The sequence below is a fragment of the Rhodothalassium salexigens DSM 2132 genome (assembly GCF_004341375.1).
In the GTDB taxonomy this organism is placed as follows: domain Bacteria; phylum Pseudomonadota; class Alphaproteobacteria; order Sphingomonadales; family Rhodothalassiaceae; genus Rhodothalassium; species Rhodothalassium salexigens.
Map to the genome: position 1 here is coordinate 307,799 of NZ_SLXO01000002.1, position 16,721 is coordinate 324,519.

At 69.3% G+C, this 16,721-nt stretch carries 10 protein-coding genes; 6 read left to right on the forward strand and 4 right to left on the reverse strand.

Features of this window, described 5'->3' with window-relative positions; translation table 11 throughout:
- Positions 1-15: 15 nt before the first annotated feature.
- From prfB to EV659_RS03830, 3 genes are all read right to left on the reverse strand, one after another.
- Positions 16-1,156, reverse strand: a protein-coding gene (prfB, locus tag EV659_RS03820) for a peptide chain release factor 2 (RefSeq protein WP_132707525.1) whose coding sequence is annotated in 2 segments (ribosomal slippage) — positions 16-1,086 and positions 1,088-1,156 — 1,140 coding nt in all. Because the reading frame shifts where the segments join, the coding sequence is not laid out codon by codon here.
- Between the two features lie 52 nt (positions 1,157-1,208).
- Positions 1,209-3,638, reverse strand: coding sequence for a penicillin-binding protein 1A (locus EV659_RS03825; RefSeq protein WP_165878705.1), 2,430 nt, complete (start codon positions 3,636-3,638; stop codon positions 1,209-1,211).
- A 267-nt stretch (positions 3,639-3,905) separates the two neighbouring features.
- The gene (locus tag EV659_RS03830; protein ID WP_200288084.1) at positions 3,906-5,129 is read right to left on the reverse strand and encodes an N-acetylmuramoyl-L-alanine amidase; all 1,224 of its coding nucleotides are present in this window, start codon (positions 5,127-5,129) and stop codon (positions 3,906-3,908) included.
- A gap of 770 nt (positions 5,130-5,899) precedes the next feature.
- Between EV659_RS03830 and EV659_RS03835 the strand changes: the two genes are divergently transcribed.
- From EV659_RS03835 to cysS, 6 genes are all read left to right on the forward strand, one after another.
- The gene (locus EV659_RS03835) at positions 5,900-8,689 is read left to right on the forward strand and encodes a ribonuclease E/G (protein WP_132707527.1); all 2,790 of its coding nucleotides are present in this window, start codon (positions 5,900-5,902) and stop codon (positions 8,687-8,689) included.
- A gap of 168 nt (positions 8,690-8,857) precedes the next feature.
- Positions 8,858-10,237 (forward strand): M48 family metalloprotease, encoded by a 1,380-nt coding sequence (locus EV659_RS03840; protein WP_132707528.1) that lies wholly within the window; start codon positions 8,858-8,860, stop codon positions 10,235-10,237.
- A 161-nt stretch (positions 10,238-10,398) separates the two neighbouring features.
- A complete protein-coding gene (locus EV659_RS03845) occupies positions 10,399-11,181 on the forward strand; it encodes a DsbA family protein (RefSeq protein WP_132707529.1) in 783 nt (260 codons plus the stop codon).
- An 81-nt stretch (positions 11,182-11,262) separates the two neighbouring features.
- The gene (locus tag EV659_RS03850; protein WP_132707530.1) at positions 11,263-12,951 is read left to right on the forward strand and encodes an NAD+ synthase; all 1,689 of its coding nucleotides are present in this window, start codon (positions 11,263-11,265) and stop codon (positions 12,949-12,951) included.
- Entirely contained in the window at positions 12,948-14,294 is a 1,347-nt protein-coding gene (gene gltX, locus EV659_RS03855; RefSeq protein ID WP_132707531.1) for a glutamate--tRNA ligase, read from the forward strand. Before EV659_RS03850 ends, gltX begins: the two co-directional genes overlap by 4 nt.
- Before the next feature lie 32 nt (positions 14,295-14,326).
- Complete coding sequence (gene cysS / locus EV659_RS03860) at positions 14,327-15,667, forward strand: cysteine--tRNA ligase (RefSeq protein ID WP_132707532.1); 1,341 nt, start codon at positions 14,327-14,329, stop codon at positions 15,665-15,667.
- Here cysS and EV659_RS03865 read toward each other — a convergent pair.
- Entirely contained in the window at positions 15,664-16,683 is a 1,020-nt protein-coding gene (locus tag EV659_RS03865; protein ID WP_132707533.1) for a ligase-associated DNA damage response exonuclease, read from the reverse strand. The two genes, cysS and EV659_RS03865, sit on opposite strands and share 4 nt — an antisense overlap.
- Positions 16,684-16,721: the final 38 nt, after the last annotated feature.

A 16,721-nucleotide genomic window follows, 5' to 3' on the forward strand; every position in this document is an offset into this window, starting at 1 on the left:
GCCACCTGGCGCGGATCAGGACGCGGCGTCCATGGCGTCTTCGTCGGCACCGCCTTCGCCGGCGACCCGCGCGGCAAGCGCCGCCGACAGGAACGCCCCGATGTCGCCGTCGAGCACCTTCTGCGGCTGGCCACTTTCCACGCCGGTGCGCAGGTCCTTGACCATCTGATAGGGTTGCAGGACGTAGGAGCGGATCTGGTGGCCCCAGCCGATGTCGCTCTTCTGCGCCTCGGTGGCCTGGGCGGCCTCCTCGCGCAGCTTCAACTCGCGCTCATAGAGCCGGGCGCGCAGCATCTTCATCGCCGCCGCGCGATTCTTGTGCTGCGACCGCTCGTTCTGGCACTGGACCACGATGCCGGTGGGCTCATGGGTGATGCGCACCGCCGAGTCTGTGGTGTTGACGTGCTGACCGCCGGCGCCCGACGAGCGATAGGTGTCGATGCGAAGATCCTTGTCCTCGACCTCCACCTCGATGGTGTCGTCGATCACCGGATAGACCCAGACCGAGGCGAAGCTGGTATGCCGGCGCGCCGCCGAATCGTAGGGCGAAATGCGCACCAACCGGTGCACGCCGCTTTCGGTCTTCAGCCAGCCATAGGCATTCTCGCCCTTGACCAGCAGGGTCGCCGACTTCAGCCCTGCCTCTTCGCCGGCGCTGAACTGGATCAACTCGGCGCTGTAGCCGCGTGCCTCGGCCCAACGCTGGTACATGCGCAACAGCATCTGCGCCCAGTCCTGGCTTTCGGTACCGCCGGCGCCGGCGTGGATTTCCAGATAGGTGTCGTTGCCATCGGCCTCGCCCGACAGCAGGCTGTTGACCTCGGCCTCACCGGCCCGGGCAGCCAACGCTTCAAGCGTCGCCAAGCCCTCTTCCACCAGGCTGTCGTCGCCGTCGGCTTCGCCCAGTTCGATCAGTTCGACGGTATCGGACAACTCGTCTTCGAGCGCACGGCACGCCGACACCGACGCGTCGAGGCGCTGACGCTCCTTCATCACCGACTGAGCGCGTTGGGGATCGTTCCAAAGATCGGGGTCTTCGACGAGCGCGTTCAGCTCTTCGAGACGTTCAAGGGCCCGATCCCAGTCAAAGATACCTCCTCAGCAGTCCCAGGGACCGCTTGATTTTGCTGACCAAATGTTCTGCGTCGGCCCGCATGGGGGGCTCTCCTTCCGTCAATGTCACTCAAGGACGAGGGCGGCGTTCGGCGCTAATAGATGCCGTCGGTGCCCTCGCCGATGTCGCTTCGCACGAGCTCGCCCGAGCCGTCAAGAACGCCCCGGTCGCCGGGCTGGGGCTCGGTGCCGGGGATGAACGCCTCCATGATCGTGCCGCGGGTCTGGCCGGGCGCCGGCAGGCCGGTCTCGGCGTCCACCTGCACCAGCACGATGCCCGGCGGGCGGCGGAACGGGATCGCCGGCTGATCGCCCAGCGCCTCGGCCATGAACTGCTTGAAGATCGGCGCCGCGGCGGTCGCGCCCTGCTCGCCGGGGCCGAGCGTGCGCGGCCGGTCGAAGCCGACGAACACGCCGACCGCCAGGTCGGGCGCGAAGCCCACGAACCAGGTGTCGACCGCCTCGTTGCTGGTGCCGGTCTTGCCGGCCAGCGGAAAGCCGAGCGAGCGGATACGCCGCCCCGAGCCGCGGTCGACCACGCCCTTGAGCATGGACACCATCTGATAGGCATGGCGCGGGTCGAGGATTTCCGCCCGGTCGTCGGGCAGCACCGGCGGCGCCTGGCCGGTCCACTGGTCCTGGTCGCAATCGGGGCAGGCGCGGCTGTCGGTCTTGTAGACGGTGCGGCCGTAGCGATCCTGAATGCGGTCCACCAGCACCGGAGCGATCTTGCGCCCGCCATTGACGAACACCCCATAGGCGGCGGTCAGGTCGATCAACTTGACCTCGCCGGCGCCGAGCGCGAACGACAGCGTCGGCTGCATGTCCGACGACAGGCCGAAGCGCGCCGCCAGGTCGATCACCTTGTCCATGCCGATATGGTCGGCCAGGCGCACGGTCATCAGGTTGCGCGACTTTTCCAGGCCCCGGCGCAGCGTCGTCGGCCCGAAGAATTTACGCGAATAGTTGCGCGGCTTCCACTTGCCCTGCCCCGGCCCCTGATCCTTGACGAACGGCGCGTCGCGGATCAGCGACGATGGCGTGAAGCCCTCTTCCAAGGCGGCGGCGTAGACGAACGGCTTGAACGCCGAGCCCGGCTGGCGGTCGGCCTGGATGGCGCGATTGTATTGGCTGCGCTGATAGCTAAAGCCGCCGACCAGCGCCAACACCCGGCCGGTGTGCGGGTCGAGGGCGACGATCGCGCCCTGGATGTCAGGGATCTGGCGCAGGCCATAGACCGGCGTGTCGCCAAGCGCCGCGCCCGCCTCGTCGAAGAAATCGTCGATCGGTTCGCCGGCGCGGTCGTCGAGCGCTTCCACCGGCACCACGTCGCCGGCGGCCAGGACCTCGGACACGTCCTCAGGGGGATAGCCGAAGCGTTGGTCGGGCAGCCACTTGCGCGCCCAGCCCATGGTCTCGAACGGCACCCAGCCGAAGCTGCCGTCGGCAAAGCCCACCACCGCGCCGTCGTCGCGCAATTCCATGACCAGCGCGGACCGCCAGCCGGGCATGGCCAGCGGCCCGGCGGCGGCGTCCAGCCGCTCGGCCCAGTCGCGCCCGAGCCGGATGCGGGTGATCGGCCCGCGCCAGCCGTGGCGCCGGTCATAGGCCACCAGCCCGTCGCGCAACGCCCGCTCGGCGATCGCCTGGAGCCGGGGTTCAAGCGTCGTGCGCACCGACAGCCCGCCCTCGTAGAGCGCATCGCTGCCATAACGCTCGGCGATCCGCCGGCGCACCGATTCCTCGAAATAGTCGGCGCGGAACACCCGCTCCTCTTCCTCGAAATCGGGCACCAAAGGCTCGGCCACGGCGGCAGCCCAGGTGTCGTCGTCGATATAGCCGTTCTTGCGCATCTGGGCGAGCACCCAGTTGCGCCGGCCGACCGCCGCGTCATGGTCGTGGATCGGATGGTAATTGGCCGGCCCCTTGGGGAGCGCCGCCAGATAGGCCGCCTCGGCCACGGTCAGGTCTTCGAGCGCCTTGTCGAAATAGGTCAGCGCCGCCGCGCCGACGCCATAGGACCGGCTGCCCAGATAAATCTCGTTGAGATAGAGTTCGAGGATGCGGTCCTTGGAGAACGCCTTTTCGATGCGCAGCGCGAGGATCGCTTCCTTGATCTTGCGCTCATAGGAATAGTCGTTGGTCAGCAGGAAGTTACGCGCCACCTGCTGGGTGATGGTCGAAGCGCCGTGGAACCGCTGTCCCAGATTCTGGATGTTGCGCACCATGGCGCGCGCGATGCTCATGGGGTCGATGCCGAAGTGGCCGTAGAAATTCTTGTCCTCGGCGGCCATGAAGGCGCGCTTGACCTTGCGCGGGATCTGGTCGACCGGCACGAAGATGCGCCGTTCGCGGGCATATTCGGTCAACAGCGAGCCGTCGCCCGCATGGATGCGGGTGATGATCGGCGGCTCGTACTGCGCCAGTTCGGTATGGTCGGGCAAGCCGGGACCGAAGGTCAGGAACGCCCACAACACCACGCCCGCGCCCGACAGGGCGCCCAGGACGCCGAGAACGATGCCCACGACCAGCAGCCGCCGTACCCATTTCGCTATGGCTCGACCCACGCTTTCCGCCTCCACTCATCGGCTGACCCGCCGGTTTCGGCCGACCGGGGCGGGCACCGTCGCGCCCCTATCCCCCGCGACCGTCTTACGGCCTTGTTTCTGCCGCTAACATAAGGAGAAAATGTGTCAGCGGCCATGGCGGTGACGGAAGCCCCGGTAGCAGCCGCAGGCCCGCGTCGAGTTCCCTGTGTCGCGCCACCACGTTAACAGACAGTGGCCAAATCTCTAGAAGTCCGTGGCATTGGCGGTATCGAAATAGCTGTCGACCGCCCGGGCCACCGCCTCGGCCACCCGGGCGCGACCGTTGCGGGATTCGAGCAACCGGGCGTCGCGCGGGTTGGACAGATAGCCCGTCTCCAGCAGGATCGACGGCACCTCGGGCGATTTGAGCACCACGAAGCCGGCGAAGCGGTGGGTGTTGGTGCGCACCACATGGCGCTGTTTCAACTCGCCGACCAGAAAGCTGGCCAACCGCGCCGACTGGTTCATGGACCGGCGCTGCGCCAGGTCGATGAGGATCGGCGCCACCTCGGGTGCTTCGGTGTTGAGGTCGATGCCGCCGATCAGGTCGGCCTTGTTCTCCTTGCGCGCCAGGGCCGCGGCCTCGCGGTCGGACGCGGTCTCGGACAGGGTATAGACGGTGGCGCCGCGCACATTGCGGTTGTCGAGGGCGTCGGCATGCACCGAGATAAACAGGTCGGCCTGGTGTTCGTGGGCGATGCGGATACGGTTGCGCAGCGAATGGAAGATATCGCGGTCGCGGGTCAGGTGGACCTCATAGCGGCCGCTCTTCTCCAGCCGATCGCGAATGGTCTTGGCGATGCCCAACACCACGGTCTTTTCCGGCCGGCCGAGCACGCCGATTGTGCCAGGATCGGTGCCGCCATGGCCGGGGTCGATCACCACCACCGGCTTGCCACCGTCATCGGCGCCCATCGCCGGCACCTGCACCGGATCGCGGCGCGGTCCGGCGCCGTTCTGGGCGCGGCGTTCGGCCACATGGTCGATAAACGCCTGGCGGCTGGTTTCGGTCAGGTCGAACACCAGCCGATAGCCATAGCGCCCCGACGGCGACAGGGTGAAAAACTTGTCGAGCGTCGCCGGCCCGGCCAGGTCGAGCACCACCCGCGATGTGCCGGGCTTGAACAGGCCGTAGCGATATTCGCGGATCAGCCCGCGCCCATCCGCCTGACCGGGGCCGGTGATGTCGAAGGTCACTTCGGGCAGATTGACCACCAGCCGGTAGGGATCGGCCAGGGTGAACACCTCGGCGTCGAGTTTGCGGTCCAGGTCGATCACGAAGCGCGTGCGGTCGCCATTCTCGCCGACGCGCAGCCCCACCACCCGCGGCTCGGCGCCCAAGGCGGGGCCAGCCGCGCCAAACAGCGCCACGGCGAAGGTGGCCAGCATCAACGCCGGCACCATCATTGCCCGCAACGCTCGGCACATGCGAAGAGACGCCAGAGCCACGGCAGTACGCATTTCTCTCATCGGGCCTTTCAAGTCGCGGGCGGAACCGGCAAAGCGCGGCTGAGCCGGTCCGGCCTGACGCTCAGCGATACACTTTGCGATCCAATCACAACAAGACGCACCAGACCAGCCTGTCAAGCCGTCATCGCCGCGCAGGTGTCACACGGGCACTGCCCCGACAGGGCTCAAGCACTGGCAGAACCGTGCCAAATCGGTACTGGGGCCGTAGCGGGGCGGCGACCGGAGAGATCGAGCGGCGGCACGACAATCCGGTCACTCCGCCCGACCGCTCCGGGTCAGCCCACAATCGTTTGGCCGTGGCATGTTCGCAACAAGAAGGATTGCGCCCGGTGGGTTCAGTGTCTAGATTTGAGAGGCAATACGTTGCCGTACGGGGACCGAGCCTGGTTCGCGCCCGGCGGATGGTAAAACGAGCCCAGCCCATGGCCCGGCGCTTGACAGAAGCGCCCAATGCCGCCGGGTCGGCGGTTGAAACGCCGTTCCGGGCCGAGCCCTACCGCCGACAAGCCGCCCCCGCACGGCGCCGAGCGTTGAGAAAGTACGCCTTATGAGGTCAGCCACAGCCCTGAATACGGGCCCCATCGCCGCCAACCGCGCCGTCCGCGCGTTGCCGGCGTTCTCGTGCTGCCCCAAGGCCCCCGATTTCCCCGAACCAGACACCCGGACCCAAGCGCCCCCAGGTTCCCGTCCTGGACGACGGCGCGGGCTCCGGTGCGGAGACTTAGCCTATGTCGACCCGAATGTTGATCGATGCGCGTCACGAAGAAGAAACGCGCGTCACCGTGATCAAAGGCAACCGGATTGAAGAATTCGATTACGAATCCAGCACCAAGCGACAACTCAAAGGGAATATCTATCTCGCCAAGGTAACCCGGGTCGAACCCTCGCTGCAGGCGGCGTTCGTCGAATATGGCGGCAATCGTCAGGGCTTCCTGGCGTTTAGCGAAATCCACCCCGACTATTATCAAATCCCGGTCGCCGACCGCGAAGCGCTGCTGCGCGAGGAACAGGACGCCGCGGCGGCCGATGCCGCGCGCGAGCCCGACGGCAATGGCGACGGCGAGGTCGAGACCCTCGGCGACGACGCCGAAGACCCGCCGCGCCCGACCGCGTCGGCGCACAAGAAGCGCTACAAGATCCAAGAGGTGATCAAGCGCCGGCAAATCCTGCTCATTCAGGTGGTCAAGGAAGAGCGCGGCAGCAAGGGCGCCGCCCTGACCACCTATCTGTCGCTGGCCGGGCGCTATTGCGTGTTGATGCCCAATTCGACCACCGGCGGCGGTATTTCGCGCAAGATCGCCAATGCCGGCGACCGCAAGCGGCTGAAGTCGGTGATGGAGGCGCTGGCGGTGCCCGAGGGCATGGGCTGCATCATCCGCACCGCCGGGCTGTCGCGCACCAAGGCCGAGATCAAGCGCGATTTCGACTATCTGATCCGCCTGTGGGACGAGATCCGCACCCTGACGCTCAAGTCGGTGGCGCCGTGCCTGGTCTATGAAGAGGCCAATCTGATCAAGCGCTCGATCCGCGACCTTTACACCCGCGATATCGACGAGGTGCTGGTGGAGGGCGAGACCGGCTACCGCACCGCCAAGGACTTCATGCGCATGCTGATGCCCAGCCATGCGCGCAAGGTGAAGCACTACAAAGACAATATCCCGCTGTTCCACCGCTATCAGGTCGAACAGCAGTTGGAGAGCATGTACAACCCCGAGGTGGAACTGCGCTCGGGCGGCTATATCGTCATCAACCCGACCGAAGCGCTGGTGTCCATCGACGTCAACTCGGGCCGCTCCACCAAGGAGCATAATATCGAGGAGACGGCGCTCAAGACCAACCTCGAAGCCGCCGACGAGGTGGCGCGCCAGTTGCGCCTGCGCGACATGGCCGGGCTGGTGGTCATCGACTTCATCGACATGGACGAGCGCGGCAACAATCGCGCGGTCGAAAAGCGGCTCAAGGATGCGCTCAAGACCGACCGGGCGCGCGTCCAGGTGGGCCGCATCTCGCCCTTCGGCCTGCTGGAGATGTCGCGCCAGCGCCTGCGCCCCAATCTGATCGAGGCGAGCACGGTGACCTGCGCGGCGTGTAAGGGCACCGGCACCACCCGGTCGGTTGAAAGCCAGTCGCTGCGCATCCTGCGCCGGCTCGAAGAAGAAGGCATCCGCGACCGCTCGGGCGAGGTGATCATCCACGCGCCCGCCGAGGTGGTGACCTATCTGTTCAACCGCAAGCGTACCGCGCTCGCCGATCTGGAAGCGCGCTATGGCCTTTCGGTCAGCGTCTATCCCCAGGCCGGCGACGACGGCGAAGCCTTCCTGATGGAACGTCTGCCCAAGGACGCCGAGCCGGGTGCCGACCCCATCGTGGTGCGCCAGGAAACCGGTGCCGGCGAACGCGCCGCGCCGCCGCCCGAAGCGCCCGCGCGCGCCAAGTCCCGCGAGCGCGACGCCGAGACCAGCCGCGAGCGCGACAAGCCGCGCGAAACGCCGACGCCGCAGGCCGAGGCGGCGGGCGGCAATGATGGCGGGTCCAAGAAAAAGCGCCGCCGCCGGCCGCGCCGCAAGAAAAAGACCGAAAGCGAGACGATCGAGGCACAGGCCGGCACCGAGACCGCAGAGACCGTGGCCGAGACCGCTGAGACCGCAGCCGCCCCGGTTCCCGCCACGGCTGACGGCGCCGACGGCGACGACACCGCCAAGACCGGGGCATCCGGCGACAAGCCGAGCCGCAGCCGACGCTCCCGCCGGCGCAAGCCCAAGGCATCGGCGGAGACGCGCGCCGAAGACGGCCAAACAGCCGACGACGGTGCAACGCCGGCCGCGGAAAGCCCCGCCGACGCGACCGCAGCAACCGCCGACGAGGCTGCCGACGGTGGCCGAGAGACGCAGACCGATGCCGCCCCGGGCAGCGACCAGGCGGCGGCGGACGACGCCCAGAAGCCGGCCAAGTCGAGCCGCAGCCGGCGCTCCCGCCGGCGCAAGCCGAGCGGGGGCGACGACGCGCCCGCCGCGCAAAGCGACGGCGACGCGACGGCGCCGCCCGCAGGTGACGGCGATGCCCCGGCGCTCGACGCCACGCCGCCGGCGCGGCCCAAGCGTCGGGTGCGTCGCAAGCCGGCCGAAGCGGACACTCCGGCAGGGGAAAGCGCCGCCAACGAAGGCACCGAGCCGGCACCGGCCGCCCCGCTCGCGCCAACCGCCGAGCCGGCACCGACCGCCGACGCCCGCAAACCGGCCGACCCGCAGGCCGCCAAGCCGAAAACCGCTCAGCCCGAGACCGGCGCCGGCGCGGCGTCCCCCGACACCCCGGCCGACACCCCGGCCAAGCCGAAATCCGACCCGGTCGCCGCCGCCCCCAGGCCCGACGCCCCGGTGATGGCCGAAGATACCGGCGGCGTCGAACGCCAGCGGCTCGGTCAGGCGACCGGCGACGACGCGACGGCCGAAGAGTCCGCCGCATCGGACGCCGACCGGCCCAAGCGCAAGGGCTGGTGGCAGCGCGCCTTCGGCAACTGATCGTGGATATCCGGGGCAGCGGCGGCACCCCCGCCCTGCCCCGGCTCTCGGCCCCGACCCGACCAACCGCCCGCGACCGCACGCCCTGCCCGGTCCGGTCCCCCCAGCGCCGCACCGGGGCATCGCGGCCGGGGGCGGCGCAACACCGTCGCCAGGGAGACGCTTACGATGATCCGACGCCTGTGCCTGCTCGCCGTGGCCGCGCTCGCGCTGGTGATCCAGCCGGTCGGGCGCGCGGCCCTTGCCCAGCGGCTGTTGCGCGACGCCGAAACCGAAGCGTTCCTGCACCATATCTCGGACCCGATCTTCGAGGCCGCCGGGCTCAGCCCGCAGGCGGTCAACATCTATCTGCTGGACGACACCTCGGTGAACGCCTTCGTGCCCGGCGGCCAGAACATCGTCGTCCACGCCGGCCTGCTGCTCAACCTGGACACGGTGGGCGAGGTGCAGGGCATCATGGCCCACGAAACCGGCCACATCACCGGCAGCCACATCCCGCGCATGGGCGAAGGCTTCAGCCAGTCGATGGGCCTGCAATTGCTGGGCGTGCTACTGGGCGCGGCGGCCATTGCGGCCGGCGGCGGCGCCGCCGGCGCCGGGCTGATCATGGGCGGCCAGTCGATGGCCCAGCGCAGCTTCCTGAGCTATCGCCGGGTCCAGGAATCCGCCGCCGACCAGGCCGCCGTGCGGTTCCTCAACCAAGCCGGCATCTCGGGCCGGGGCCTGGTCAGCGTGTTCGAGCGCTTCGAGCAACGCGACAAGGCGCTTGGCGCGGAGAACTTTCAATATGTGATCACCCACCCGCTGTCGGAGCGGCGGCTAGACCGGATCACCCCGTTGCTCAAGGCGTCGGAGCATTGGGACACCCCGGCCCCGGAGGAAGACCAGCGGCTGTTCCGGCGCGTCCAGGCGAAGATCTACGGCTTCACCTATCGCCCGCAGGCGACGCTGGCCAAATACCCCCCCAGCGACACCAGCGTGGCGGCGCGCTATGCCCGCGTCTATGCCTATGACAAGGCGCTCGACTGGGACAAGGCGCTGGCCGAGATCGACAGCCTGATCGCCGAAGCCCCCGACGACCCCTATTTCCACGAAATGAAGGGGCAGATGCTGTACGAAAACGGCCGCATCGACGACGCCCTGCCGTCGCTGCGCCGGGCCGCCAATCTGCGCCCCCACGAGCCGCTGTTGCAGACCCTGCTCGGCCGCGCCCTGGTGGTCAAGGACACGCCCGAGGCCGACACCGAAGCGGTCACCTATCTGCGCCGCGCCGCCGCCATGGATCAGAACGACACCCTGTCGCGCTACAATCTGGCGATCATCTACACCCGGCGCGACCAGCCCGGCCTGGCCAATCTGGTCGGCGCCGAGCGCGCGTTCATCACCCGCAACTACGCCGCCGCGCTGCGCCAGGGCCAGATCGCCATGCGCCAGTTGGAAGAAGGCACCCCCAACTGGGTGCGCGCCCAAGACATCGTCTCGGCCTCGATCGGCCAGATCGACCCGGACAAGCTGCGCCGCGTCGACGGCCAGGGCCCGCGACGCTAGGATCGGCGGGCCACTGGCGCGAGGGCCGCACCGACCCTCGCCGCTCAGATCCTGCCATATCCGCGCCGCACGCCGGCGCGACCCTCACCTGTCCCCCAGCCCGACCGGCCCGAGCCCTGCGCGCCCCGCGGCGCGGTCGGCGATAACGGAGTACGCCCCCGATGACGACCCGATTTCTCAGCCTCGGCTTGGCCGTGATCGCCCTGGCCACCGCCCTGACGGCCCTGATCCTGCCGCGCGGCGGCAGCGACGACGCGGCCGTCAGCACCGCCGAGCGCGCGGCCATGGAACAAGTGGTCGAAGCCTATATCCTCGACAATCCCGACATCATTCCGCGCGCCTTGCAACGCTGGCAGTATCAGCAACAGCAACGCGAACAGGACGACCTGGCGCAAAAGGCCGACCAGGTCTTCGATCAACTGGCCAGCGACCCGCGTGCCCCCAGCGCCGGCCCCGAAAACGCGCCGGTAACCATCGTCGAATATTTCGATTATCGCTGCCAGTATTGCCGTGTTGCTTATAAGTACACCAGCGAAATCATGGCGAGCCGCGATGATGTGCGCTATATCTTCAAGCTGTTCCCGGTGCTCGACCGCGAAGACGACGACCCGGCCCTGTCGCGCCGGGCGGCGATCTACGCCATGGCGGCCGAGGAAACCGGCCGCTTCGCCGCCTATCACGACGCGATGATGACCCGCAGCGGCCGGCTGACGCCCGAACGCCTGGACGACCTGGCCCAGGCCGCCGGCCTGGCACCCGAAACCCTGGCCGCCGCGCGCCAGGACGCCGAATTGGCGGCCTATGTGGACGGGGTGATGGAAGAGGCCCGGCTGATGGGTATCCGCGCCACCCCGACCTTCCTGATCAACGGCCAGGTGGTCCAGGGTGCCGGCGGGCCCGAGCGCATCCTCGACGCCATCGAGCGCGCCAAGAACGCCGGCTGACCGAACCACCCACCCGGGCGGGCCATGACCGCGGGCCATGCCCTCTGGTCTTGGCCCGCCCGGGCGAGTAGAACAGCGCCCATGACCGATACGCTTTCGCTGTGGCTGGCCCAGCTCAACCCGACGCTCGGCGCGCTCGACGCCAATGTGGCGGCGATCCGCGACGCCCGGGCCCGGGCCGCCAATGCCGGCGCCGACATCGTGTTGACGCCGGAAATGTCGATCCTTGGCTACCCGCCCGAGGATCTGGTGCTCAAACCCGCGTTCGTCGCGGCGGTCGAAGCCGCCGTCGCCGACCTGGCCCGGGACACCGCCGACGGCGGGCCTGCGTTGATCGTCGGCGGTTGCCGTCAGGTCGCCGGCGCCGCCGACCACCGGGTGCGCAACAGCGTCTTCGTGCTCGACGCCGGCGGCATCCAGGCGGTGCGCGACAAGGTGGCACTGCCCAATTATGGCGTCTTCGACGAAAAGCGCGTGTTCGTGCCCGGCCCGCTGCCCGAGCCGGTGACGGTTCGCGGGCTGCGCCTGGGGCTGATGATCTGCGAGGACATGTGGATCGAGCCGGTGGCCGCCCACCTGGCCGCCCAAGGCGCCGAGATGCTCGCCGTGCCCACCTGCTCGCCCTACGAGATCGCCAAGATCGACCAGCGCCTGACCCAGGCCCGCGCCCGGGTGGCCGAAACCGGCTTGCCGCTGGTGTTCTGCAACCAGGTGGGCGGCCAGGACGAACTGGCCTTCGACGGCGCCAGTTTCGCCCTCGACGCCACCGGCCGGCTGGTCGGCCGCCTGCCCGCCTGGGACAGCGCCGACGCGGCGGTGCCGCTGGCCCGCGACGCCGCCGGCGCCTGGACGCCGCGGCCGGGCGATGTGGCCCAACTGCCCGGCGGGCTCGACGAAATCTACGCCGCCATGGTCACGGGCCTGCGCGACTATGTGACCAAGGTGGGCTTCCCCGGCGTGCTGGTCGGCCTGTCGGGCGGCATCGACAGCGCGCTGTCGGCCGCCGTGGCGGTCGACGCCCTGGGGCCTGAGGCGGTGCACACCGTCATGATGCCGTCGCCCTTCACCTCGCGGGCCAGCCTGGAGGACGCGGCCGAGTGCGCGCGCCTGCTCGGCTGCCGGCTCGACGAGATCCCGATCGGCCCGGCCATGGACGGCTTCGAGCAGATGCTGGCGCCGCTGTTCGAGGGCCGGGCCGCCGACACCACCGAAGAGAACATCCAGTCGCGCATTCGCGGCGTGATCTTGATGGCGCTGTCCAACAAGCTGGGCTCAATGCTGCTGACCACCGGCAACAAGTCGGAACTGGCGGTCGGCTATGCCACGCTCTACGGCGACATGGCCGGCGGCTATTCGGTGCTCAAGGACGTCTACAAGACCCAGGTGTTTGCGCTGTGCCGGCACCGCAACAAGGGCCATCCCCAAGGCGTGCCGGGGCTCAAGGGCCCGCAAGGCCCGGTGATGCCCGAGCGGGTGATCACCAAGCCGCCCTCGGCCGAGTTGCGCGCCGACCAGAAGGACGAAGACAGCCTGCCGCCCTATGAGGTGCTGGACGCGATCCTGACCGGCCTGGTCGACACGGAAGCCGGCGGCGAGGACCTGATCGCCCAGGGCTTCGACCGGGCCACGGTTGCCAAGGTGGAGCATCTGCTCTATGTCGCCGAGTATAAGCGGCGCCAAGCCCCGCCCGGCGTCAAGATCACCCGCCGCAACTTCGGCCGCGACCGCCGCTACCCCCTCGTCAACCGCTTTCGGACCGCTCGCCCGTGACCTCCATTCGTGCTCGTTTCGCCCCGTCGCCCACCGGTTACCTGCATGTGGGCAATGCCCGCGCCGCCGTGCTGAACTGGCTGTTCTGCCGCCAGGCGGGCGGCGACTTCATCCTGCGCATCGACGACACCGACCTGGAACGCTCCAAGCCCGAATACACCGCCGCCATCGAGCGCGACCTGACCTGGCTCGGCATCGACTGGGGGCGCCAGGAATACCAGTCCCAGCGCTTCGACCGCTATGGCGAGGCGGTCGAGCGGCTGAAGGCCGCCGGCCGGCTCTACCCGTGCTACGAGACCGGCGAGGAGTTGGAGGTCAAGCGCAAGATCCAACGCGCCCAGGGCAAGCCGCCGGTCTATGACCGCGCCGCGCTGGCCTTGTCGGCCGACGACATCGCCCGCCTGGAGGCCGAGGGGCGCCGGCCGCACTGGCGCTTCAAGCTCGACCGCAGCCAGCCGGTGCGCTTCGACGACCTGATCCGCGGGCCCCAGGAGATCGACCCCAATTCGGTCTCCGACCCGATCCTGATCCGCGCCGACGGCAGCTATCTCTACACCCTGCCGAGCGTGGTCGACGATATCGAGTTCGCGATCACCCACATCATGCGCGGCGAAGACCATGTGACCAATTCCGGCGTCCAGGTGCAGATCTTCGAAGCCCTCGGCGCCCAAGCCCCGGCGTTCGCCCACTTCTCGCTGTTGACCGCCAAGGAGGGCCAGGCGTTCTCCAAGCGCGCCGGCGGCACCGGCTCGCTCGCCGGTCTGCGCGACGCCGGCATCGAGCCCATGGCGCTGATGAGCTTCTTGGCCCGGCTCGGCTCGGCCGACCCGATCGAGCCGTTCATCGACCCCGACGAGCTGGCGCGCACGTTCGACTTCGCGCGCTTCGGCAAGGCGCCGGCCAAGGTCGACCTGGACGAACTGGACACGCTGAACCACAAGGTGGTGCGCCGCCTGCCCTTCGCCGCGGTCCGCCATCGCCCGGAACTCGCCGGCGTCGACGCAGAGCTGTTCGCCGCCGCCCAGCCCAATCTCGACACCCTGGCCGATCTGGCCGAGTGGCGGGCCATCGTCGACGGCCCGGTGACGCCCGAGATCGCGCCCGAGGACGCCGACTATCTGGCCGAGGCGGCGGGCATGCTGCCGCCCGCGCCGCTTGACGGCGACAGCTGGGGCGCCTGGACCAAAGCGCTCAAGGACGCCAGCGGACGCAAGGGCAAGCAGTTGTTCATGCCGCTGCGCAAGGCGCTCACCGGCCAAGGCCACGGCCCCGACATGGGCGCGCTTCTGCCGCTGATAGGCCGCGACAAGGCGCTGGCCCGCCTGGCCGGCGAGACCGCCTGATCCCCTCGTTCGCCCCGAAGAGCCCGACGCCCATGGCCCTGCACCTTTACGATACGCTGAGCCGCGCCAAGCGCCCGTTCGAGCCCCTGGACCCCGCCCGGGTGCGGCTCTATGTGTGCGGGCCGACGGTCTACAACACCGCCCATGTGGGCAATGCCCGGCCGGTGGTGGTGTTCGATGTGTTGTTCCGCCTGCTGCGCCACCATTATGGCCCGGCGCACGTGACCTATGCGCGCAACATCACCGACATCGACGACAAGATCATCGACGCCGCGGCCGCCGAGGGCGTGCCCATCGACACCATCGCCGCGCGCTATACCGAGCTTTACCACCGCGACATGGACGCCCTCGGCGCCCTGCGCCCGAGCCTCGAACCGCGCGCCACCGCCCATCTCGACGCCATGGCTGCGATGATCACCCGGCTGATCGACGGCGGCCACGCCTATGAGGCCGAGGGCCATGTGCTGTTCCACGTGCCGTCCATGGCCGACTATGGCGCGCTGTCGCACCGCAGCCGCGACGAACAGGTCGCCGGCGCCCGGGTCGAGGTGGCGCCGTTCAAACGCGACCCGGCCGACTTCGTGCTGTGGAAGCCCAGTGCCGCCGACCAGCCCGGCTGGGACAGCCCGTGGGGCCGCGGCCGGCCCGGCTGGCACCTGGAATGTTCGGCGATGATCGAGGCGCATCTGGGCCAGACCATCGACATCCACGCCGGCGGCCAGGACCTGATCTTCCCCCACCACGAAAACGAGATCGCGCAAAGCGCCTGCTGCCACGGCGGTGCGCCGCTGGCGCGCTATTGGCTGCACAATGGCTATCTGTTGTCGGGCGGCGAGAAGATGTCCAAGTCGCTGGGCAATTTCCACACCGTGCACGCGCTGCTCGACGACCATCCGGGCGAGGCGATCCGGCTTGCGCTGCTGTCGGCGCGCTATCGCCAGCCGCTCGACTTCACGCCCGATCTGATCCGCGACCAAAAGCGCCGGCTCGACCGCTGGTACCGGACCACCGCCGATGTGGCCGCCGCCGATACGGTGCCGGCGTCGGTGATCGCCGCCCTCGACGACGACCTCAACACGCCGGCGGCGATCTCGGCGCTTGAAGACCTGGCCCCGGCCGACCTCAAGGCCGGCGCGCAGTTCCTGGGCCTGCTGGGCCAGGACGCCGACGCCTGGTTCAAGGGCGGCGGCGGCGCGGGCGGCGAGGCTCAGGGCCCCAGCCCCGACCGGATCGACGCCCTGATCGAAGAGCGCCGCGCGGCGCGCAAGGCGCGCGACTTCGCCCGCGCCGACCAGATCCGCGACGAACTGGCCGGCCAAGGCGTCCGCCTGCTCGACCGGCCCGACGGCAGCACCGATTGGGAACGGTCTTAGGCCGCGTCCTCGTCTTCGTCCTCGCGGCCGACCAGCGACAGGGCGCGGGCGTCGATGCCCCGGCCGCGCGCCCAGTGCACCAGCGCGTCCTCGCGGCCGTGGGTGACCCACAGCGTCTCGCAGCCGGTCTCCACCACCGTGGCGGTCAATTCGTCCCAGTCGGCATGGTCGGAGACGATCAGCGGCAGCTCGGCCAGGCGCTGCTTGGCGCGCTGGCGCACGGTCATCCAACCCGACGCGTGAGCGACCACCGGATCGTCGAGCCGGCGCGCCCACCGGTCGCGGGTCGCTGCGGGCGGGGCGAGCACCAATTGACCGCGCAGGCGCGCCTTCGCGGCCGCCGTGGCGTCGGCGAGCGGGCCCAAGGCCACGCCCCAGTCCTCGTAAAGCCGACACAAGGGCTTGAGCGCGCCGTGCAGGAAGATCTCCCGGTCATAGCCGCGCGCACGCAGCTCGGCGATCAAGCGCTGCGCCTTGCCGAGCGCATAGACGCCGAGCAGATGGCTGCGCTCGGGGAAGCGCGCCATGGAGGCGAACAGCTTGTCCAATTCGCGCCCGATCGGCGGGTGGCGGAACACCGGCAGGGCGAAGGTGGCCTCGGTGACGAACAGGTCGCAGGCGACCGGCTCGAACGCCGCGCAGGTGGGGTCGGCGCGGCGCTTATAGTCGCCCGAGACCACCGCGCGCCGGCCGCCATAATCCAGCACCACCTGCGCCGAGCCGAGCACATGTCCCGCCGGGCGCAGGGTCAGATCGACCCCACCCAGCCGCTGGGGAACGCCATAGGCCGCGTCCTCGAACCGGCCGGCGGCCTGAGCGCCATAGCGCGCGCGCATGATCGCCGCGGTCGCCGGCGTCGTCAGAACCGCGCCATGGCCGGGCCGGGCGTGGTCGCCATGGCCGTGGGTGATCACCGCGCGCGCCTTGGGCCGGGCCGGGTCGATCCACAGATCCGCCGGCGCCACATAGAGGCCGTCGTCGCGCACCTGGAGCCATTGGGCGTCCGCCTGCGCCATCGTTTCCCCTTTGTTCCGGACGGACCGATGGTGTAGCA

Excerpts from the sequence above, each read along its gene's own strand:
- EV659_RS03850 (WP_132707530.1), top strand. The coding sequence starts at position 11,263 with ATGACCGATACGCTTTCGCTGTGGCTGGCCCAGCTCAACCCGACGCTC.
- EV659_RS03840 (WP_132707528.1), top strand. The coding sequence starts at position 8,858 with ATGATCCGACGCCTGTGCCTGCTCGCCGTGGCCGCGCTCGCGCTGGTG.
- EV659_RS03865 (WP_132707533.1), bottom strand. The coding sequence starts at position 16,683 with ATGGCGCAGGCGGACGCCCAATGGCTCCAGGTGCGCGACGACGGCCTC.
- EV659_RS03835 (WP_132707527.1), top strand. The coding sequence starts at position 5,900 with ATGTCGACCCGAATGTTGATCGATGCGCGTCACGAAGAAGAAACGCGC.
- cysS (WP_132707532.1), top strand. The coding sequence starts at position 14,327 with ATGGCCCTGCACCTTTACGATACGCTGAGCCGCGCCAAGCGCCCGTTC.
- EV659_RS03830 (WP_200288084.1), bottom strand. The coding sequence starts at position 5,129 with ATGTGCCGAGCGTTGCGGGCAATGATGGTGCCGGCGTTGATGCTGGCC.
- EV659_RS03845 (WP_132707529.1), top strand. The coding sequence starts at position 10,399 with ATGACGACCCGATTTCTCAGCCTCGGCTTGGCCGTGATCGCCCTGGCC.